This is a genomic window from Brachybacterium sp. SGAir0954 (assembly GCF_005490785.1).
Taxonomy (GTDB): Bacteria; Actinomycetota; Actinomycetes; order Actinomycetales; family Dermabacteraceae; genus Brachybacterium; species Brachybacterium rhamnosum.
Genome location: NZ_CP027295.1, coordinates 2,436,281 through 2,449,728 on the forward strand (window position 1 = coordinate 2,436,281; position 13,448 = coordinate 2,449,728).

At 75.2% G+C, this 13,448-nt stretch carries 13 protein-coding genes; 7 read left to right on the forward strand and 6 right to left on the reverse strand.

What is annotated here, in order from left to right:
• Positions 1-27: 27 nt before the first annotated feature.
• Together fabG and C1N80_RS10960 are read left to right on the forward strand one after the other, a co-directional pair.
• Positions 28-750 (forward strand): 3-oxoacyl-ACP reductase FabG, encoded by a 723-nt coding sequence (gene fabG / locus C1N80_RS10955; RefSeq protein WP_137770793.1) that lies wholly within the window; start codon positions 28-30, stop codon positions 748-750.
• A gap of 66 nt (positions 751-816) precedes the next feature.
• Positions 817-1,344, forward strand: coding sequence for a histidine phosphatase family protein (locus C1N80_RS10960; protein WP_137770794.1), 528 nt, complete (start codon positions 817-819; stop codon positions 1,342-1,344).
• A 77-nt stretch (positions 1,345-1,421) separates the two neighbouring features.
• On the opposite strand, the gene serB is transcribed toward C1N80_RS10960, so the two are convergent.
• Together serB and glgC are read right to left on the reverse strand one after the other, a co-directional pair.
• Positions 1,422-2,090, reverse strand: coding sequence for a phosphoserine phosphatase SerB (gene serB, locus C1N80_RS10965; RefSeq protein WP_137770795.1), 669 nt, complete (start codon positions 2,088-2,090; stop codon positions 1,422-1,424).
• Positions 2,087-3,325, reverse strand: coding sequence for a glucose-1-phosphate adenylyltransferase (gene glgC / locus C1N80_RS10970; RefSeq protein WP_137770796.1), 1,239 nt, complete (start codon positions 3,323-3,325; stop codon positions 2,087-2,089). Before glgC ends, serB begins: the two co-directional genes overlap by 4 nt.
• A 95-nt stretch (positions 3,326-3,420) precedes the next feature.
• Here glgC and glgA point away from each other — a divergent pair, with 95 nt between their 5' ends.
• The gene (gene glgA / locus C1N80_RS10975) at positions 3,421-4,608 is read left to right on the forward strand and encodes a glycogen synthase (protein WP_137770797.1); all 1,188 of its coding nucleotides are present in this window, start codon (positions 3,421-3,423) and stop codon (positions 4,606-4,608) included.
• A 14-nt stretch (positions 4,609-4,622) separates the two neighbouring features.
• Here glgA and C1N80_RS10980 read toward each other — a convergent pair whose 3' ends face one another.
• Together C1N80_RS10980 and C1N80_RS10985 are read right to left on the reverse strand one after the other, a co-directional pair.
• Complete coding sequence (locus C1N80_RS10980; protein ID WP_137770798.1) at positions 4,623-5,411, reverse strand: hypothetical protein; 789 nt, start codon at positions 5,409-5,411, stop codon at positions 4,623-4,625.
• On the reverse strand, positions 5,408-6,892 hold the full coding sequence (locus tag C1N80_RS10985; protein ID WP_137770799.1) for an RNB domain-containing ribonuclease: 1,485 nt from the start codon (positions 6,890-6,892) through the stop codon (positions 5,408-5,410). The genes C1N80_RS10980 and C1N80_RS10985 overlap by 4 nt, the downstream gene beginning before the upstream one ends.
• A 131-nt stretch (positions 6,893-7,023) precedes the next feature.
• Between C1N80_RS10985 and C1N80_RS10990 the strand changes: the two genes are divergently transcribed.
• Both C1N80_RS10990 and C1N80_RS10995 read left to right on the forward strand, forming a co-directional pair.
• A complete protein-coding gene (locus C1N80_RS10990) occupies positions 7,024-7,845 on the forward strand; it encodes an ABC transporter ATP-binding protein (protein ID WP_137770800.1) in 822 nt (273 codons plus the stop codon).
• Positions 7,846-7,927: 82 nt separating this feature from the next.
• A complete protein-coding gene (locus C1N80_RS10995; RefSeq protein ID WP_137771733.1) occupies positions 7,928-8,725 on the forward strand; it encodes an RNA methyltransferase in 798 nt (265 codons plus the stop codon).
• Between the two features lie 110 nt (positions 8,726-8,835).
• Here C1N80_RS10995 and C1N80_RS11000 read toward each other — a convergent pair whose 3' ends face one another.
• Both C1N80_RS11000 and C1N80_RS11005 read right to left on the reverse strand, forming a co-directional pair.
• The gene (locus C1N80_RS11000; protein WP_168198090.1) at positions 8,836-9,489 is read right to left on the reverse strand and encodes an HAD family hydrolase; all 654 of its coding nucleotides are present in this window, start codon (positions 9,487-9,489) and stop codon (positions 8,836-8,838) included.
• 1 nt (position 9,490) lies between these two features.
• On the reverse strand, positions 9,491-10,234 hold the full coding sequence (locus C1N80_RS11005) for a methyltransferase domain-containing protein (protein WP_137770802.1): 744 nt from the start codon (positions 10,232-10,234) through the stop codon (positions 9,491-9,493).
• A gap of 413 nt (positions 10,235-10,647) precedes the next feature.
• Here C1N80_RS11005 and C1N80_RS11010 point away from each other — a divergent pair, with 413 nt between their 5' ends.
• On the forward strand, positions 10,648-11,724 hold the full coding sequence (locus C1N80_RS11010; protein ID WP_240811103.1) for a hypothetical protein: 1,077 nt from the start codon (positions 10,648-10,650) through the stop codon (positions 11,722-11,724).
• Complete coding sequence (locus C1N80_RS11015) at positions 11,724-13,430, forward strand: DNA polymerase Y family protein (protein ID WP_137770803.1); 1,707 nt, start codon at positions 11,724-11,726, stop codon at positions 13,428-13,430. Before C1N80_RS11010 ends, C1N80_RS11015 begins: the two co-directional genes overlap by 1 nt.
• The last annotated feature ends 18 nt before the right edge of the window (positions 13,431-13,448 follow it).

The window sequence follows — 13,448 nt, forward strand, 5'->3', positions numbered from 1 at the left end:
CGCGCCCCGATCCTCCGAGGAGCACGCATGACCGAGCCCACCACCCCCCGCAGCGTCCTCGTCACGGGCGGCAACCGCGGCATCGGCCGCGCCATCGCCGAGGAGTTCCTGCGGCGCGGCGACGCGGTCGCCGTGACCAGCCGCTCCGGTCAGGGCGGGCCCGAGGGCGCCCTCACCCTCGCCGCGGACGTCACCGACGGCGCCTCGCTCGACGCGGCGATCGCCGCCGCGGAGGAGGCGCACGGCCCGATCGAGGTGCTCGTCGCCAACGCCGGCATCACCGACGACCAGCTCCTGCTGCGCATGAGCGACGACTCCTTCGAGTCCGTGCTCGACACGAACCTCACCGGCTCCTTCCGCACCGTCAAGCGGGTCATCAGGTCGATGATGCGCAAGAAGAAGGGCCGCATCGTCCTGATCTCCTCCGTCGTGGGCCTCTACGGCTCGCCCGGCCAGGTCAACTACGCCGCCTCGAAGTCCGGCCTCATCGGCATCGCCCGCGCGCTCACCCGCGAGCTCGGCTCCCGCGGCATCACCGCGAACGTCGTCGCCCCCGGCTACATCGACACCGAGATGACCGCTGCCCTGCCCGGGGATGTCCAGGCCTCCTACCGCGCGGCGATCCCCGCCGGGCGCTTCGCGGACCCGGTCGAGGTCGCCCGTGTGGTGAGCTTCCTCGCGAGCGACGACGCGGCCTACATCTCCGGTGCCGTGATCCCCGTCGACGGCGGCCTCGGCATGGGACACTGAGGACCGACACCGGGCGATCCCGCCCACCCGCAGCCCTCGACCACGACAAGGTGTGATCGCGCCCCCATGTCAGCTTCCGACCCCGACAGTCGCCTCCTCCTCATCATGCGCCACGGCAAGGCGGAGAGCGGCGGCGGTCAGCCCGATCAGGAGCGCACCCTCGTCGAGAAGGGATGGGCGCAGGCCCGTCTCGTGGGCGAGTACCTCGAGTCGCAGGGCGTGCGGCCCACGCGGGTCCTCGTCTCCGACGCCGAGCGCACCCGGCAGACCTGGGAGGGTGTGAAGGCGTCGATGCCCGGCTTCGACGGCAAGGTCACCTTCCACGAGGAGATCTACTCCGGCGGCACCGGTGAGGTGCTCGAGCTGATCCGCGACGTGAAGGCGAAGCACGCCGTGGTGCTCGTGGTGGGCCACGAGCCGACGATGGCCCACCTGGTCACCGGCCTCGCGGACGACGACTCCGACCCCGCCTCCGCCGCGCAGGCCCGGATCGGCATGCCGACCGGCGGCACGGCCGTCCTCTCCGGCGAGCTGCCCACCTGGGCGGAGCTCGGCGAGGAGAGCCTCACGCTGCACACCATCGTCCGCCCCTGAGCGGGCGGCACCCGAACGGGCCCGGCACCTCGCGCGGCGAGGTCCCGGGCCCGTTCGTCGTCTCGGTCGTGTCAGTGTCAGGCGGGTCCGGCGACCGGCGCCCCCTCCAGGTGCGGCCAGAGGTCCAGCAGCGAGGGCCCGTCGAGGACGACGTCGGCGACCTCCCGCAGCGCCGGCTTCGCACGGAACGCGACGCCCGTGCCCGCCGCGCGCACCATGGCGGCGTCGTTCGCGCCGTCGCCCACGGCGACCGTGCGCGCCCGGTCCACGCCGTGGCGCTCCGCGAGCTCCTCGAGGGTCGCCCGCTTCGCCTCGCCGTCGATGATCGGGCCGGAGACCTCGCCGGTCAGCTTTCCGTCCTGCACCGCGAAGCGGTTCGCGACGACGTGGTCGATGCCGACCTCCGCGGCGAGCGGGTCGATGACCTCGTGGAAGCCGCCCGAGACGAGGGCGGTGACCCAGCCCGCGTCATGCGCGCGCCGCATGAGCTCGATCGCGCCGTCGGTCGGGACGAGCACCTCGCGCACCGCGGCGAGCACGGAGGCGTCGAGCCCCGCCAGCAGTGCGACGCGGGCGCGCAGGGAGCCCGCGAAGTCGAGCTCGCCGCGCATGGCGGCGGTGGTGATCTCCTCGACGCGGTCGCGGACCCCGGCGTGCTCCGCGACGAGCTCGATCACCTCCTGCGTGAGGAAGGTCGAGTCGACGTCGGAGACGAGCAGGCCGCGGGCGGGAGCGTCGACGCTCACGGCTCGATGACCGTGCCCTTGCCGATCACGGTGATGCCGGACTCGGTGACGACCCAGCCGCGGGCGAGGTCCGTCTCCCGGTCCAGGCCGATCTGGGTGCGCGGCGGGACTACGACGTCCTTGTCGATGATCGCGCGGTGGATCTGGCAGTGCCGGCCCACCGTCACGTTGTCCATCAGCACCGAGTCGGAGACGGTCGACCACGAGTTCAGGCGCACCCCGGGCGAGAGCACCGAGTTGGAGACCTGCGCGCCGGAGATGACGACGCCGGGGGAGATGACGGAGTCCACCGCGGTGCCCACGCGGCCGGGGCCCGCGTGCACGAACTTCGCCGGCGCCTCGTTGCGATGGCCGGTGAAGGTGGGCCAGTCGTTGTTGTAGAGGTTGAAGACGGGATGGACCGCGATGAGGTCCATGTGCGCGTCGTAGAACGCGTCGAGCGTGCCGACGTCCCGCCAGTAGTCGCGGTCACGGTCGGTCGAGCCCGGGACGTCGTTGCGGATGAAGTCGTAGACGGCGGCGTCGCCCTTGTCCACGAACTCCGGGACGATGTTGCCGCCCATGTCGTGCGCGGAGTCGTCGTCCTCGGCGTCGCGGGTGACGGCCTCGACGAGGGCATCCGCGTCGAAGATGTAGTTGCCCATCGAGGCGAGGATCTGCGTGGGGTCGTCGGCGAGCCCCTCGGTCTGCTTCGGCTTCTCGACGAAGGCCTGGATGGTCGTCGGGTCCGACGGGTCCGTCTCGATCACGCCGAACTGGTCGGAGAGCTCGATCGGCTGCCGGATCGCGGCGACCGTGCAGGACTTCCCGGACGCGATGTGCGCGTCGAGCATCTGGGAGAAGTCCATGCGGTAGATGTTGTCCGCGCCGACGACGAGCACGTGGTCGGGCTTCTCGTCGCGGATGAGGTTGAGGGACTGGGCGATGGCGTCCGCCGAGCCGCGGAACCAGTGCTTGCCCAGGCGCTGCTGCGCCGGGACCGGCGCGACGTAGTTGCCCAGCAGCGAGCTCATCCGCCAGGTCTGGGCGATGTGCTTGTCGAGGGAGTGGGACTTGTACTGGGTCAGCACGACCACCCGCAGGTAGCCCGAGTTGACGATGTTCGACAGCGCGAAGTCGATGAGCCGGTAGATCCCCCCGAAGGGAACGGCCGGCTTGGCGCGGTCGAGCGTGAGGGGCATGAGGCGCTTCCCCTCGCCACCGGCGAGGACGATCGCGAGGACCTTCGTGGACATGCTGCGAGGATAATGCAGGAGTGGGCCCGATCACGCCGATCGGTCGTCACCCGGACGAGAATCAGAAGCGTAGGAAGCGGAAGAAGGAGGACCCCGTGCGCGTGGATCTGCTGACCAAGGAGTACCCGCCGGAGATCTACGGCGGCGCCGGTGTGCACGTCGCCGAGCTGACCCGGGTGCTCCGGCCCCGGATCGACGTGCAGGTGCGCGCCTTCGGGGAGGACCGGGACGAGCCCGGCACCCACTCCTACCGCGCCCCCGCGGAGCTCGCCCGGGCCAACGCCGCGCTCTCCACGATGGGCACGGACCTGCTGATCGCGCAGGACTGCGAGGGTGCGGACCTCGTGCACTCCCACACCTGGTACGCGAACTTCGCCGGCCACCTCGCGTCGTTGCTGCACGGCATGCCGCACGTGCTCTCCGCCCACTCCCTGGAGCCGCTGCGGCCGTGGAAGGCGGAGCAGCTCGGCGGCGGCTACCGCCTGAGCTCCTTTGCCGAGCGCACCGCCTACGAGGCGGCCGCCGGGATCATCGCGGTCTCCGGCGGGATGCGCGCCGACATCCTGCGGGCCTACCCCTCGGTCGACCCGGCCCGCGTGCACGTCGTGCACAACGGCATCGACATCGACACCTGGTCCCCGAACCCGGAGACCTCGGCGCTCACCTCGCGGGGGATCGACCCGGCGGCGCCGACGATCGTGTTCGTCGGCCGGATCACCCGGCAGAAGGGCCTGCCCTACTTCCTGCGGGCCGTGCGCGAGCTGCCCCGCGAGATCCAGCTCGTGCTGTGCGCCGGCGCCCCGGACACCCCCGAGATCGCCGCCGAGGTCTCCGGCCTCGTCGAGGAGCTCGCCGCGGAGCGCGGCAACGTGCACCTCATCAGCGAGATGCTGCCGCGCCACGAGCTCACGCAGATCCTCACGCATGCGACGACCTTCGTGTGCCCCAGCATCTACGAGCCGCTCGGCATCGTGAACCTCGAGGCGATGGCCTGCGGTATCCCCGTCGTCGCCTCCGCGACCGGCGGTATCCCCGAGGTCGTCGTGGACGACGAGACCGGCTACCTGGTCCCGCTCGACCAGGCCGAGGACGGCACCGGCACCCCGCTGCGGCCCGAGGAGTTCGTCGCGGACCTCGCCGCCGCCCTCGAGCGGATGGTCTCCGACCCGGAGCGCGCCCGGGCGATGGGCGAGGCCTCGCGGCGCCGCGCCGCGGAGCACTTCGCGTGGACCTCGATCGCGGAGCGCACGCTGGACGTGTACCGGGCGGTCCTCGAGGGCTGAGGCGGACCGCCGGATCAGCCCATCTCGGTGTGGACGACCCGCTCGACGGTCTCGACGAGCGCGGCGCGCGCGGTCTCCTGCAGGTGGGCGAGGATCTCGCGCCGCGCGAGGGCGTCGGAGAGCTGGCGCGCCCCCGGATCTGGATCGGCGAGCTCGCCCTGCGCGAGCAGCAGCGTGCGACCGGCGAGGACGAGCAGGTGCGCCTGCGGCCCCTCGAGGTGCCGCGGCAGACCGGTCGCCGTCCAACCCGCGGGGATGCGGTCCGGGGGGACGGGCTCGTCCGGCACGATGTCGAGGTCGACCGTGCTGCGCGCCGCCTCCTGCAGGGCGGTGAGCAGCTCCGTGCGGGCGCGGCCCGAGCTCGCCGGCGGCGGGACCTGCGCGCCCAGGGGCGCCGCGAAGCGCTGCCAGGTCACCCGGGGCCCGCGCGGTCCCTCGGCGCGGTCCACGTCGATGCCCGGCACGAGCGTGTGGTCGGCGATGCCGGCGGCCGTGACGACGACGGCCTGCTCCGCGGCGAGCGCCGCCGCGATCGCCGGCGGCGGACCCACGAGACCGGCGAGGCGACCGGGGACGGGCAGCACGAGCCGCAGCTGCGCGAGCGGGAGCCGTCGCAGCCCGGTGAGCCAGGCGAAGAGGTCCTCGCCGCCGGGGACCGCGGTGCCGCCGGAGGCGCCGTGGGCGAGCTCCGCGGCGTCATCGGGACCGACGTCGCCGCGCAGGTACGCCGCCGTCCAGAGCATGAGCACGGCGCCGCGGGGGAGGGCGAGCAGGTCCCTGCCCGCGAGCGGGGAGTCGGTCATCCCTGCACCGCCTCGAGCACCGGGCCGTCGGCCGCATCCGCGGAGACGATCCGCACGCGCAGGCTGGAGCCGACCTCGGCCTGGGCCGGGACCCAGGCGGTGACCGGCGGGTCGAGGAGCTGGACCTCGACCCGGGCGGGCGTGCCCTCGTTGCCGTCCTTCGCGGGGGAGGCCCCGCGGCTGTCGATCACGGTCGCCTCGAGCTCCTCACCGACCCAGGCGCGCAGGGCGGCGCTCTCGACGAGCGCGATGCCGCGCCGCTCGAGGTCCCCGGCGCGGCCGCCGGCGCTGCGCATCGCCTCGGGGATCTCGCCGAGAGCGGCGAGCAGCTCCGGGGCGGGCGCCTCGCCGCGGGCGTGGGCGTGGCACACGAGCAGCACGAAGCGGTCCACCAGGCGGCGCAGGGGCGCGGTGGTGTGGGCGTAGGGGGCGGCGATCGCGGCCTGCGCCGGGTCCTCGGGGACCTCCGCGGCGCTCGTGAAGGCCGCGTAGGAGGCGCCGCGGAACAGGGCCGTCGCCTGGTTCAGCAGGGCCAGGTGCCGACCCTCCTGCCAGTCCAGCGTGCGCAGGAAGGCCCCGTAGGTCACGCCCTCCTCCCAGGGCACGCCGAGCGCCGCCGCCTGACGCCGGAAGCGCTCCACCGCGGCCGGCTCCGCGGGCGGCATCGTGCGCAGGATCCCGGATCCGCCGCGCAGCATGAGATCGGCGGCGGCCATGCCGGTCATCAGCGAGATCTGGGCGTTGGCATCCTCGATCGGGGCGGGGCGTCGCCACACGAGCCGCACCTGGTCGCCGTCCTCGACGATCTCCTGCTCGGGCACATTCAGGCTCGCGCCGCCGCGCTCGAGCTCCTGGCGGGCGCGCAGCGCTCCGATCTCCTGGAGCAGCAGCATCTGCGGGTGGCCCGTGCCGGCGTCGAGCTGCTCCTGCACGCCCGCGTAGTCGAGCTTCTCGGTGGAGCGCACGAGCGCCCGCTCGAGGTCCACGCCGGTGACGGCGCCGCTCGCGTCGAGGTCGAGGGTCCACACGAACGCCGGGGTCGTCTGCCCGGGCAGCAGGGACGCCGCCCCCTCGGAGAGCACCTCGGGGTGCAGGGGGATCCGACGGTCCGGGAGGTAGACGGTCGCCCCGCGCCGGCGGGCCTCGTGGTCGATCGGGCCGTCGAGCTCGACGAACCAGGGGACGTCGGCGATCGCGTAGAGCACGCGGAAGCCCTCGCCCTCGCGGCTGAGGTGCATCGCCTGGTCCAGGTCCGTGGAGGACGCGGGGTCGAGCGTCACGAAGGGCACGTCGGTACGGTCCGCGCGGTCGCCGCCGTCGGCCCGGGCAGCGGCGGCCTCCGCGGCGGCGAGGACCTCGGGCGGGAACGCGAGGGGGAGGTCGTCGGCGGCGTCGGCGAGCAGGGCGTCGAGGCCCGCGCGGATCTCCTCGGCGGCGACGGAGCCGCGCGGGGCGCGAAGGGTGAGCGGTCGGTGCGGCACGGGGACTCCTCGGGGTCGGTTCCGGGCCGCGCCAGTCTATGGCGGGGCGGGCGGGGAGCAGGGTGAGGCGGGCGCCCGGCGCGGGCGGGTCGTGGGCCGACGGTGCACCACCGGGCGATAGGCTTGCGGCCATGGCTTTCCCCTCCGCTGACACAGCCGACACCGCCACCGCCGCCGCGTTCACGGACGTCGTCGTCCGCCGGGCGGGGCGCAACATCCTCGACGACGTGTCCCTGCAGATCTCCGAGGGGGACCGCTGGGCGGTACTCGGGCCCAACGGCGCCGGCAAGTCCACGATGATCCGCCTGCTCTCGACGCGCCTGCACCCCACCTCCGGCACCGTCGACATCCTCGGCGAGCGCCTGGGCCGGGTCGACGTGTTCGAGCTGCGCACCCTGATCGGCCTCGCCTCCCAGGAGCTCGCGGACACGATCCCCGCCGACGAGACCGCCCTGGACGTCGTCGTGACCGCCGGCTACTCCGTGGTGGGCCGCTGGCGCGAGGAGTACGACGACCTCGACCTCGAGCGCGCCTCGACGCTGCTCGCCGCCTTCGGCGTGGGCCATCTCCAGAAGGCGCACTTCGGCACCCTGTCGACCGGCGAGCGCAAGCGCGTGCTCGCCGCCCGCGCCCTCATGACGGACCCCGAGCTGCTCCTGCTCGACGAGCCCGCCGCGGGCCTGGACCTCGGCGGCCGCGAGGCGCTCGTGCGCACCCTGGGCCGGCTCGCGAAGGACCCCGCGACCCCGGTGACCGTGCTCGTCACCCACCACGTCGAGGAGATCCCGCCGGGCTACACGCACGTGCTGCTGCTGCGCAAGGGCGGCGTCGTCGCCGCCGGGCCCATCGAGCAGACCCTCACCTCCCAGAACCTCACCGCGACCTTCGGCCTGCCGCTCGTCGTGGACCGGGTGGGCGAGCGCTACTTCGCGCGCTCCCTGGCCCTGGGCTGAGCGCGTGACGCCCGACGGCGCCGCCGCGCAGCTCGTCACGATCACCGATCTCGAGGACCCCGCCCTCGAGGACTACGTGCGGATGACGGACGTGCGCCTGCGCTCCCGCGTCGAGGTCGAGCGCGGCCTGTTCATGGCCGAGAGCTTCGAGGTCATCTCCCGGGCGCTCGACGCCGGCGCCGTGCCCCGCTCCTTCCTCATGAGCGAGAAGTGGATCGAGCGCTTCGCCCCGCTGTACGCGCGCTTCCCCGACGTCCCGGTGTTCGTGGGGGAGGAGCCGCTGATCGAGCAGCTCACCGGCTTCCATCTGCACCGCGGGGCCCTCGCCGCCATGCAGCGGCCCGTGCTGCCCGCCGCGGCGGAGCTGCTGGAGGGCGCGCGCACAGTCGCGGTGCTCGAGGACATCGTGGACCACACGAACGTGGGTGCCATGTTCCGCTCCGCGGCCGCGCTCGGCGTCGACGCCGTGCTCGTGACCCCGCGCTGCGCGGACCCCCTGTACCGCCGCTCGATCCGCGTCTCCATGGGCACCGTCTTCCAGGTCCCGTGGACCCGGCTCGAGGCCTGGCCGCACGCCCCGCACCCGCCGGGCGAGCCCGCCCCCGTGGCCGGCGTGGACCTGCTGCACGAGGCCGGCTTCGAGGTGCTCGCCCTCGCGCTGACCGATCAGGCGGTGCCGCTGGACGAGGTGGATCTCGGCCCGGACCGCAAGGTCGCCTTCGTGTTCGGCACCGAGGGGCACGGCCTGCAGCCCTCGACCCTCGCCGCCGTCGATGAGCACGTCATCATCCCGATGGCCGGGGGAGTGGACTCCCTGAACGTCGCCGCGGCGAGCGCCGTGGTGCTCTGGCAGCGACGGGCGATGCTCGGCGCGGGCTGAGCGTCTGTTCCTCTCGGGCAGGTGCAGCACCTCGGAGCCCCGCTCGAGCTCGACGCGGCGGTCCTGCTCGCGGTGCTCCTCCGCGACGTCACGCCGATGCCGGGCGTTGCTCATCGAGCCGGGGAGTGACCCGACGGCGGTAGCAGGTCGAGCAGCGCGCCGAGGGTCGGCGCCTGGAGGGTGGGCGGCTCCGCGTACGGCCAGGGGCGGCCGCGGCTCACCCATCCGGTGCGCAGCCCCGCCGCGGCGCCCCCGCGGATGTCGGCCTCGGGGTGGTCGCCGATCATCCAGGTGTCGGGGTCCGACGGCGCCTGCGCGAGCGCGGCGGCGAAGATCGCCGGGTCCGGTTTCGACGCTCCGACCTCCTCGGAGATCACGACCGCGTCGAGCAGCACCGCGAGCCCGGTGCGTTCGAGCTTCGCCCGCTGCTGCGGTCCGGTCCCGTTGGTGAGCACGGTCAGCCGCGCTCCCTGTCCCCGCAGTCGTCGTAGGTGGGCGAGCACCGTGGGGTCGCAGGTCACGTGCTCGACGTGCTCCATGAGGAGGCGCTGCTCGAGGTGGTCCGGTGCGGCGCGGGGGAGCAGGCGCTCCGCGATCCGCGTGGCGAGCTCGCGGCGCGGGGTGAGGCCGTCGGCGTCGGCGCTGAGCAGCCAGGCGAGGTCCGCGGGGCCGCCGCCGACCTGGGCGACCAGCCCCTCCGCCCAGCGGGCGAAGGCCCGCTCGCGGTCCACGAGGGTGTTGTCGAGGTCGAGCAGCAGGTGCACGTCAGCGGCGCCGGGCGAGCAGGCTGATCGCGTTGGGCAGGCGACCGTCCCAGGCGGCGGCGGGCTCCTCGTCCTGCGGCGTCCAGAACGGCTCGGGATGCTCGGCGAGGTGCAGCAGCTCGAAGCCGGCCCCGGTGATCGTCATGACGAGCTCGGCGAGGGTGCGCTGGTGCTCGGTCGCGCCGAGGGCGGGGAAGCTGTCGTTGACGTGGCTGCGGGCGAAGTAGCCGCGGTCGCGTCGCACGCGGGCATCGTGGGCATCCCACTCCCACAGCGGCACCAGCGGGTGCGCCTCGTAGACGAAGAGGTGCCCGCCGGGCCGCAGCACCCGGTGCATCTCGGAGGCCCAGGCGGCGAGGTCCTCGATCCAGATGAGCGCGCCCTTGCCGGTGTAGACGAGGTCCTGCGTGCCCTCCGCGAGCTCGGTGGCCGGCAGCTCGACCTCCTCGTAGCGGCAGGGCCGGCCCAGCTCCTCCGCCCGTCGGCGCGCCGCGGAGACCGCCGTGGGGCTGTAGTCCAGGCCCAGCACCTCCTGCGCGCCGAGCGCGACGAGGCCGTGGTCGTCGATGCCGTGGCCGCTCTGCGGGTGCAGCACGCGGGCACCGTCCACGAGGGGCGCGAGCAGCCCCTCCTCGAGCGGCAGCAGGCGCGCGGTGCGGGCCTCGTCGAGGAGCTCCTCGTACTCCCGCACATGCTTCTGCGAGGCCTGCTCCCAGGCGCGGCGGGTGTCCTCGTACGTGCTCATGCCCTGATCCTCGTCCATGCCGCGAGCCGGCGCGAGCGGGTTTCCGCGTCACGGGGTGGGGGCGGGATACGGCCGCCCTCCGCGCGCTCACCGCGAGGGCTGAGACCGCTCGAGGCGAAGGGCCTGTGCGAATTTCTCGGGACATCATGTACATGATGTGCGCCGTTTTCTGAACAGCATCAGTGCCCGACTGCCCGGCTGCCCGGTTGCCCGTCCGTCGGCTCTGCCCACCTGCCCGTGGGCTCCGCACCTCCTCGCTCCGTCCGTCGCACCCTCCTGCGAGGCTTCGCACGGTTGTTCGAAGCATCACCCTGCACACCTTGAGACCCCCACCCGACGCGCGTATCGTTCGAACATCAGTTCGAGTCGCGTCGTGGTCGGCGCCGAGAGGAAGGCAGGAGACGGAGGTGGTCATGTCCCTGGTGGTCCGGCGCTCGGCGTCCGGCACGGTGTCCGGCGCAGTCTCCGGATCGGCGTCCGGCGCGGAGCTCGGCACGGAGCGCGCGGCGGAGGCCGAGCGCGATGCCGGCACCCCGCACGAGGACCGGCTGGCCCGGGCCCGCGCGGCCCTCGGCGCGGCCGAGCGCAGCGCCGCCCGCTGGGGCGGCCGGCTGGACCGCACGGCCCTGCGCAGCATCGGCGGCGACCCCGCCGGCGCCCCGCGCATGCGAGCCGTGCCCGCCGGCCCGGAGCGCACCGCGGATCCGGACCGGACCGCCCCCACCTCCGCCCTCGCCACGGAGCCGGCCCTCGAGCCGCTCGCCGACGGCACCCGCCTCCCGGTCCCGGCCCCGCTCGCGGGCCTGTTCCCCCGCACCGGCCTGCGCGCCGGCAGCGCGGTCGCGGTGGACGGCGCGGCGACGACCTCGCTCCTGCTCTCCCTCGCGGTCGCCGCGGCCGGCCAGGACGCCTGGTGCGCGATCGCCGGCATGCCGGACCTCGGCCTGCGCGCCGCGATCGACGCCGGCCTGGACCCCGCCCGCCTCGCCCTCGCCCCGGCTCCCGGCGAGCAGGCCCCGCAGGTGCTCTCCGCCCTGGCCGACGGGGTCGGGGTGCTCGTGCTGGGCCCCGACCTCGCCCTCGCCCCGGCCCTCTGGCGGAGCCTCCTGGGCCGCGCCCGGGCGGCGGACACGCTCGTGCTCGCGGGCCGCCCACCGGGCCGCGCCGATCTCGCCCTCACCGCCACGACGCTCGGCTGGCAGGGCCTCGGCGCCGGCACCGGGCGCCTGCGCCGGCGGCGCCTCACGGTGACCTCCGCCGGACGGGGGCTCGCGGGGGAGCATCGCGTCGAGGTGCTGCTGCCGGAGGTGGGCGGGATGATCGGCGTGGCCCCGCCGGCCCGCCGGGAGCAGGCCGCCCCCAGGACGGTCACCGTCCCCGCGGAGGTCGCCGCCACCGCGGCGCCCACGGCGGCTGTGCCCGCGACGGCAGCGCCCCCGACGGAGGCGCCCGCGCCCCGGCCGCTGCACGCCGCGCGGAGGGCCGGCTGATGGGTGCGCCCACCCGCACCGTCGCCGTCCGCGTCCCGCAGTGGCCGCTCATGGCCGCACTGGACCGCCACCAGCGGCGCGCGGAGGCCGACGCCCGGGGCGAGGAGCCCCCCGCCCCCGTGGACCCGCTGCAGGACCCGGTGCTGCTGCTGGAGAACCACCGCGTCGTCGAGGTCACCGCCGCCGCCCTGCAGGCAGGGGCCCGGCCCGGCCAGACCCGCCGCGCGGCCCGCGCCGCCTGCCCCGAGGCGCTCGTGCTCGAGGCCGACCGCGAGAGCGAGTCCGGCCTGTTCGAGCTCGTCGCCGCCGCCGTGGACACGGTCGCCGCGGGCGTGGACGTGCTGCGCCCGGGCACGCTGCTCATGGCCGCCCGCGGCCCGGCCCGCCACCACGGCGGGGAGGAGCAGCTCGCCGAGCGGATCCTCGACGCGGTCGCGGACCACACCGGCTGGGAGGCCGCCGTGGGCGTGGCCGACGGCCCCTTCGCGGCCCTGCTCGCCGCCGGGGCCGGACGGATCGTGCGCCCCGGACGCAGCGCCGACTACCTCGCCCCGCACCCGGTCGCCGCGCTCCGCCACGCCCCCGTCGGCCCCGGCTGGGGGCACCGCGGTCAGCCCTCCGCGACCCGCCCCGAGAAGAAGCTCGACCTCGCCGAGACGGTGGACCTGCTCCAGCGCCTGGGCATCGCGACCCTCGGCGACCTCGCCGCGCTGCCCTCCGCCTCCGTGGCGGACAGGTTCGGCCCCGACGTCGCGGAGCTGCACCTGCTGGCCCGCGGCGAGGAGCCCGCACCCCCGGCGGCGCACCATCCCACCCAGCCGGTGCTCGCCGAGACGGTGCTGGACCCGCCGCTGGTGCGCACCGACCAGGCGGCCTTCGTCGCCCGCCCGCTCGCCGAGCAGCTGCACGAGCAGCTCGTGAGCCGCGGGCTGGTGTGCACGCGCCTGCGGATCGTGGCCCGCACCGAGGGCGGCGAGGAGATGGAGCGCACCTGGCGGCACGACGGCGCGCTCAGCGTCGCGGACGTCGTGGACCGCATCCGCTGGCAGTGCGACGGCTGGATCACCCGGGCCCGCCTGGGCGGCCCCGCGACCGGCGCGATCGTGAGGATCGGCCTGCACCCCGCGCAGCTCGCCCCGGCGGGGGAGAGCGCCCCGGCGCTGTGGGGCGGCGCAGGGGAGTCCGCGCAGCGGGCGGCCCGGGCGCTGGCCCGCGCCCAGGGCCTCGCGGGGGAGGACGCGGTGCTCGTGCCGGCCCCCGCGGGCGGGCGCCTGCTGGCCCGCGAGCTGACCGCGGTGCCCTGGCGCAGCGAGCGCCCCGACCCGCAGCCCGGTCCGTGGCCCGGGGCCCTGCCGCGCCCGGTGCCGGCGACCGTGTTCCGCCACCCGCCGCCGGTGGCGCTGCTGGACGCCGACGGCGCGCCCGTCGTCGTCACCGCGCGCGGACTGCTCAGCGGCGCCCCCGCGCAGCTGCGGGTGGTCGCGCCCGGCGTGCCCGCCCTGGACCGGATGGGGCTGCGGGCGGGGACGGCGCTCACGGTGCTCGCCCACGGCGCACCGACGGTGCTCGACGAGCGCTGGTGGGCGGCCGACGGCGACCGCGCCGCCCGCCTGCCGCTCGTGGTGCGCGGCGCGGAGGACGAGGAGACGGCCCTGCTCACCCTGTCCCGCACGGGGGAGTGGGGCGTCGAGGGCATCTACGACTAGCAGCAGAACGATCAGGGA

Excerpts from the sequence above, each read along its gene's own strand:
- glgC (WP_137770796.1), bottom strand. The coding sequence starts at position 3,325 with ATGTCCACGAAGGTCCTCGCGATCGTCCTCGCCGGTGGCGAGGGGAAG.
- C1N80_RS11010 (WP_240811103.1), top strand. The coding sequence starts at position 10,648 with ATGTCCCTGGTGGTCCGGCGCTCGGCGTCCGGCACGGTGTCCGGCGCA.
- fabG (WP_137770793.1), top strand. The coding sequence starts at position 28 with ATGACCGAGCCCACCACCCCCCGCAGCGTCCTCGTCACGGGCGGCAAC.
- C1N80_RS10990 (WP_137770800.1), top strand. The coding sequence starts at position 7,024 with ATGGCTTTCCCCTCCGCTGACACAGCCGACACCGCCACCGCCGCCGCG.
- C1N80_RS10995 (WP_137771733.1), top strand. The coding sequence starts at position 7,928 with ATGACGGACGTGCGCCTGCGCTCCCGCGTCGAGGTCGAGCGCGGCCTG.
- C1N80_RS10980 (WP_137770798.1), bottom strand. The coding sequence starts at position 5,411 with ATGACCGACTCCCCGCTCGCGGGCAGGGACCTGCTCGCCCTCCCCCGC.
- C1N80_RS11005 (WP_137770802.1), bottom strand. The coding sequence starts at position 10,234 with ATGAGCACGTACGAGGACACCCGCCGCGCCTGGGAGCAGGCCTCGCAG.
- C1N80_RS11015 (WP_137770803.1), top strand. The coding sequence starts at position 11,724 with ATGGGTGCGCCCACCCGCACCGTCGCCGTCCGCGTCCCGCAGTGGCCG.
- C1N80_RS10960 (WP_137770794.1), top strand. The coding sequence starts at position 817 with ATGTCAGCTTCCGACCCCGACAGTCGCCTCCTCCTCATCATGCGCCAC.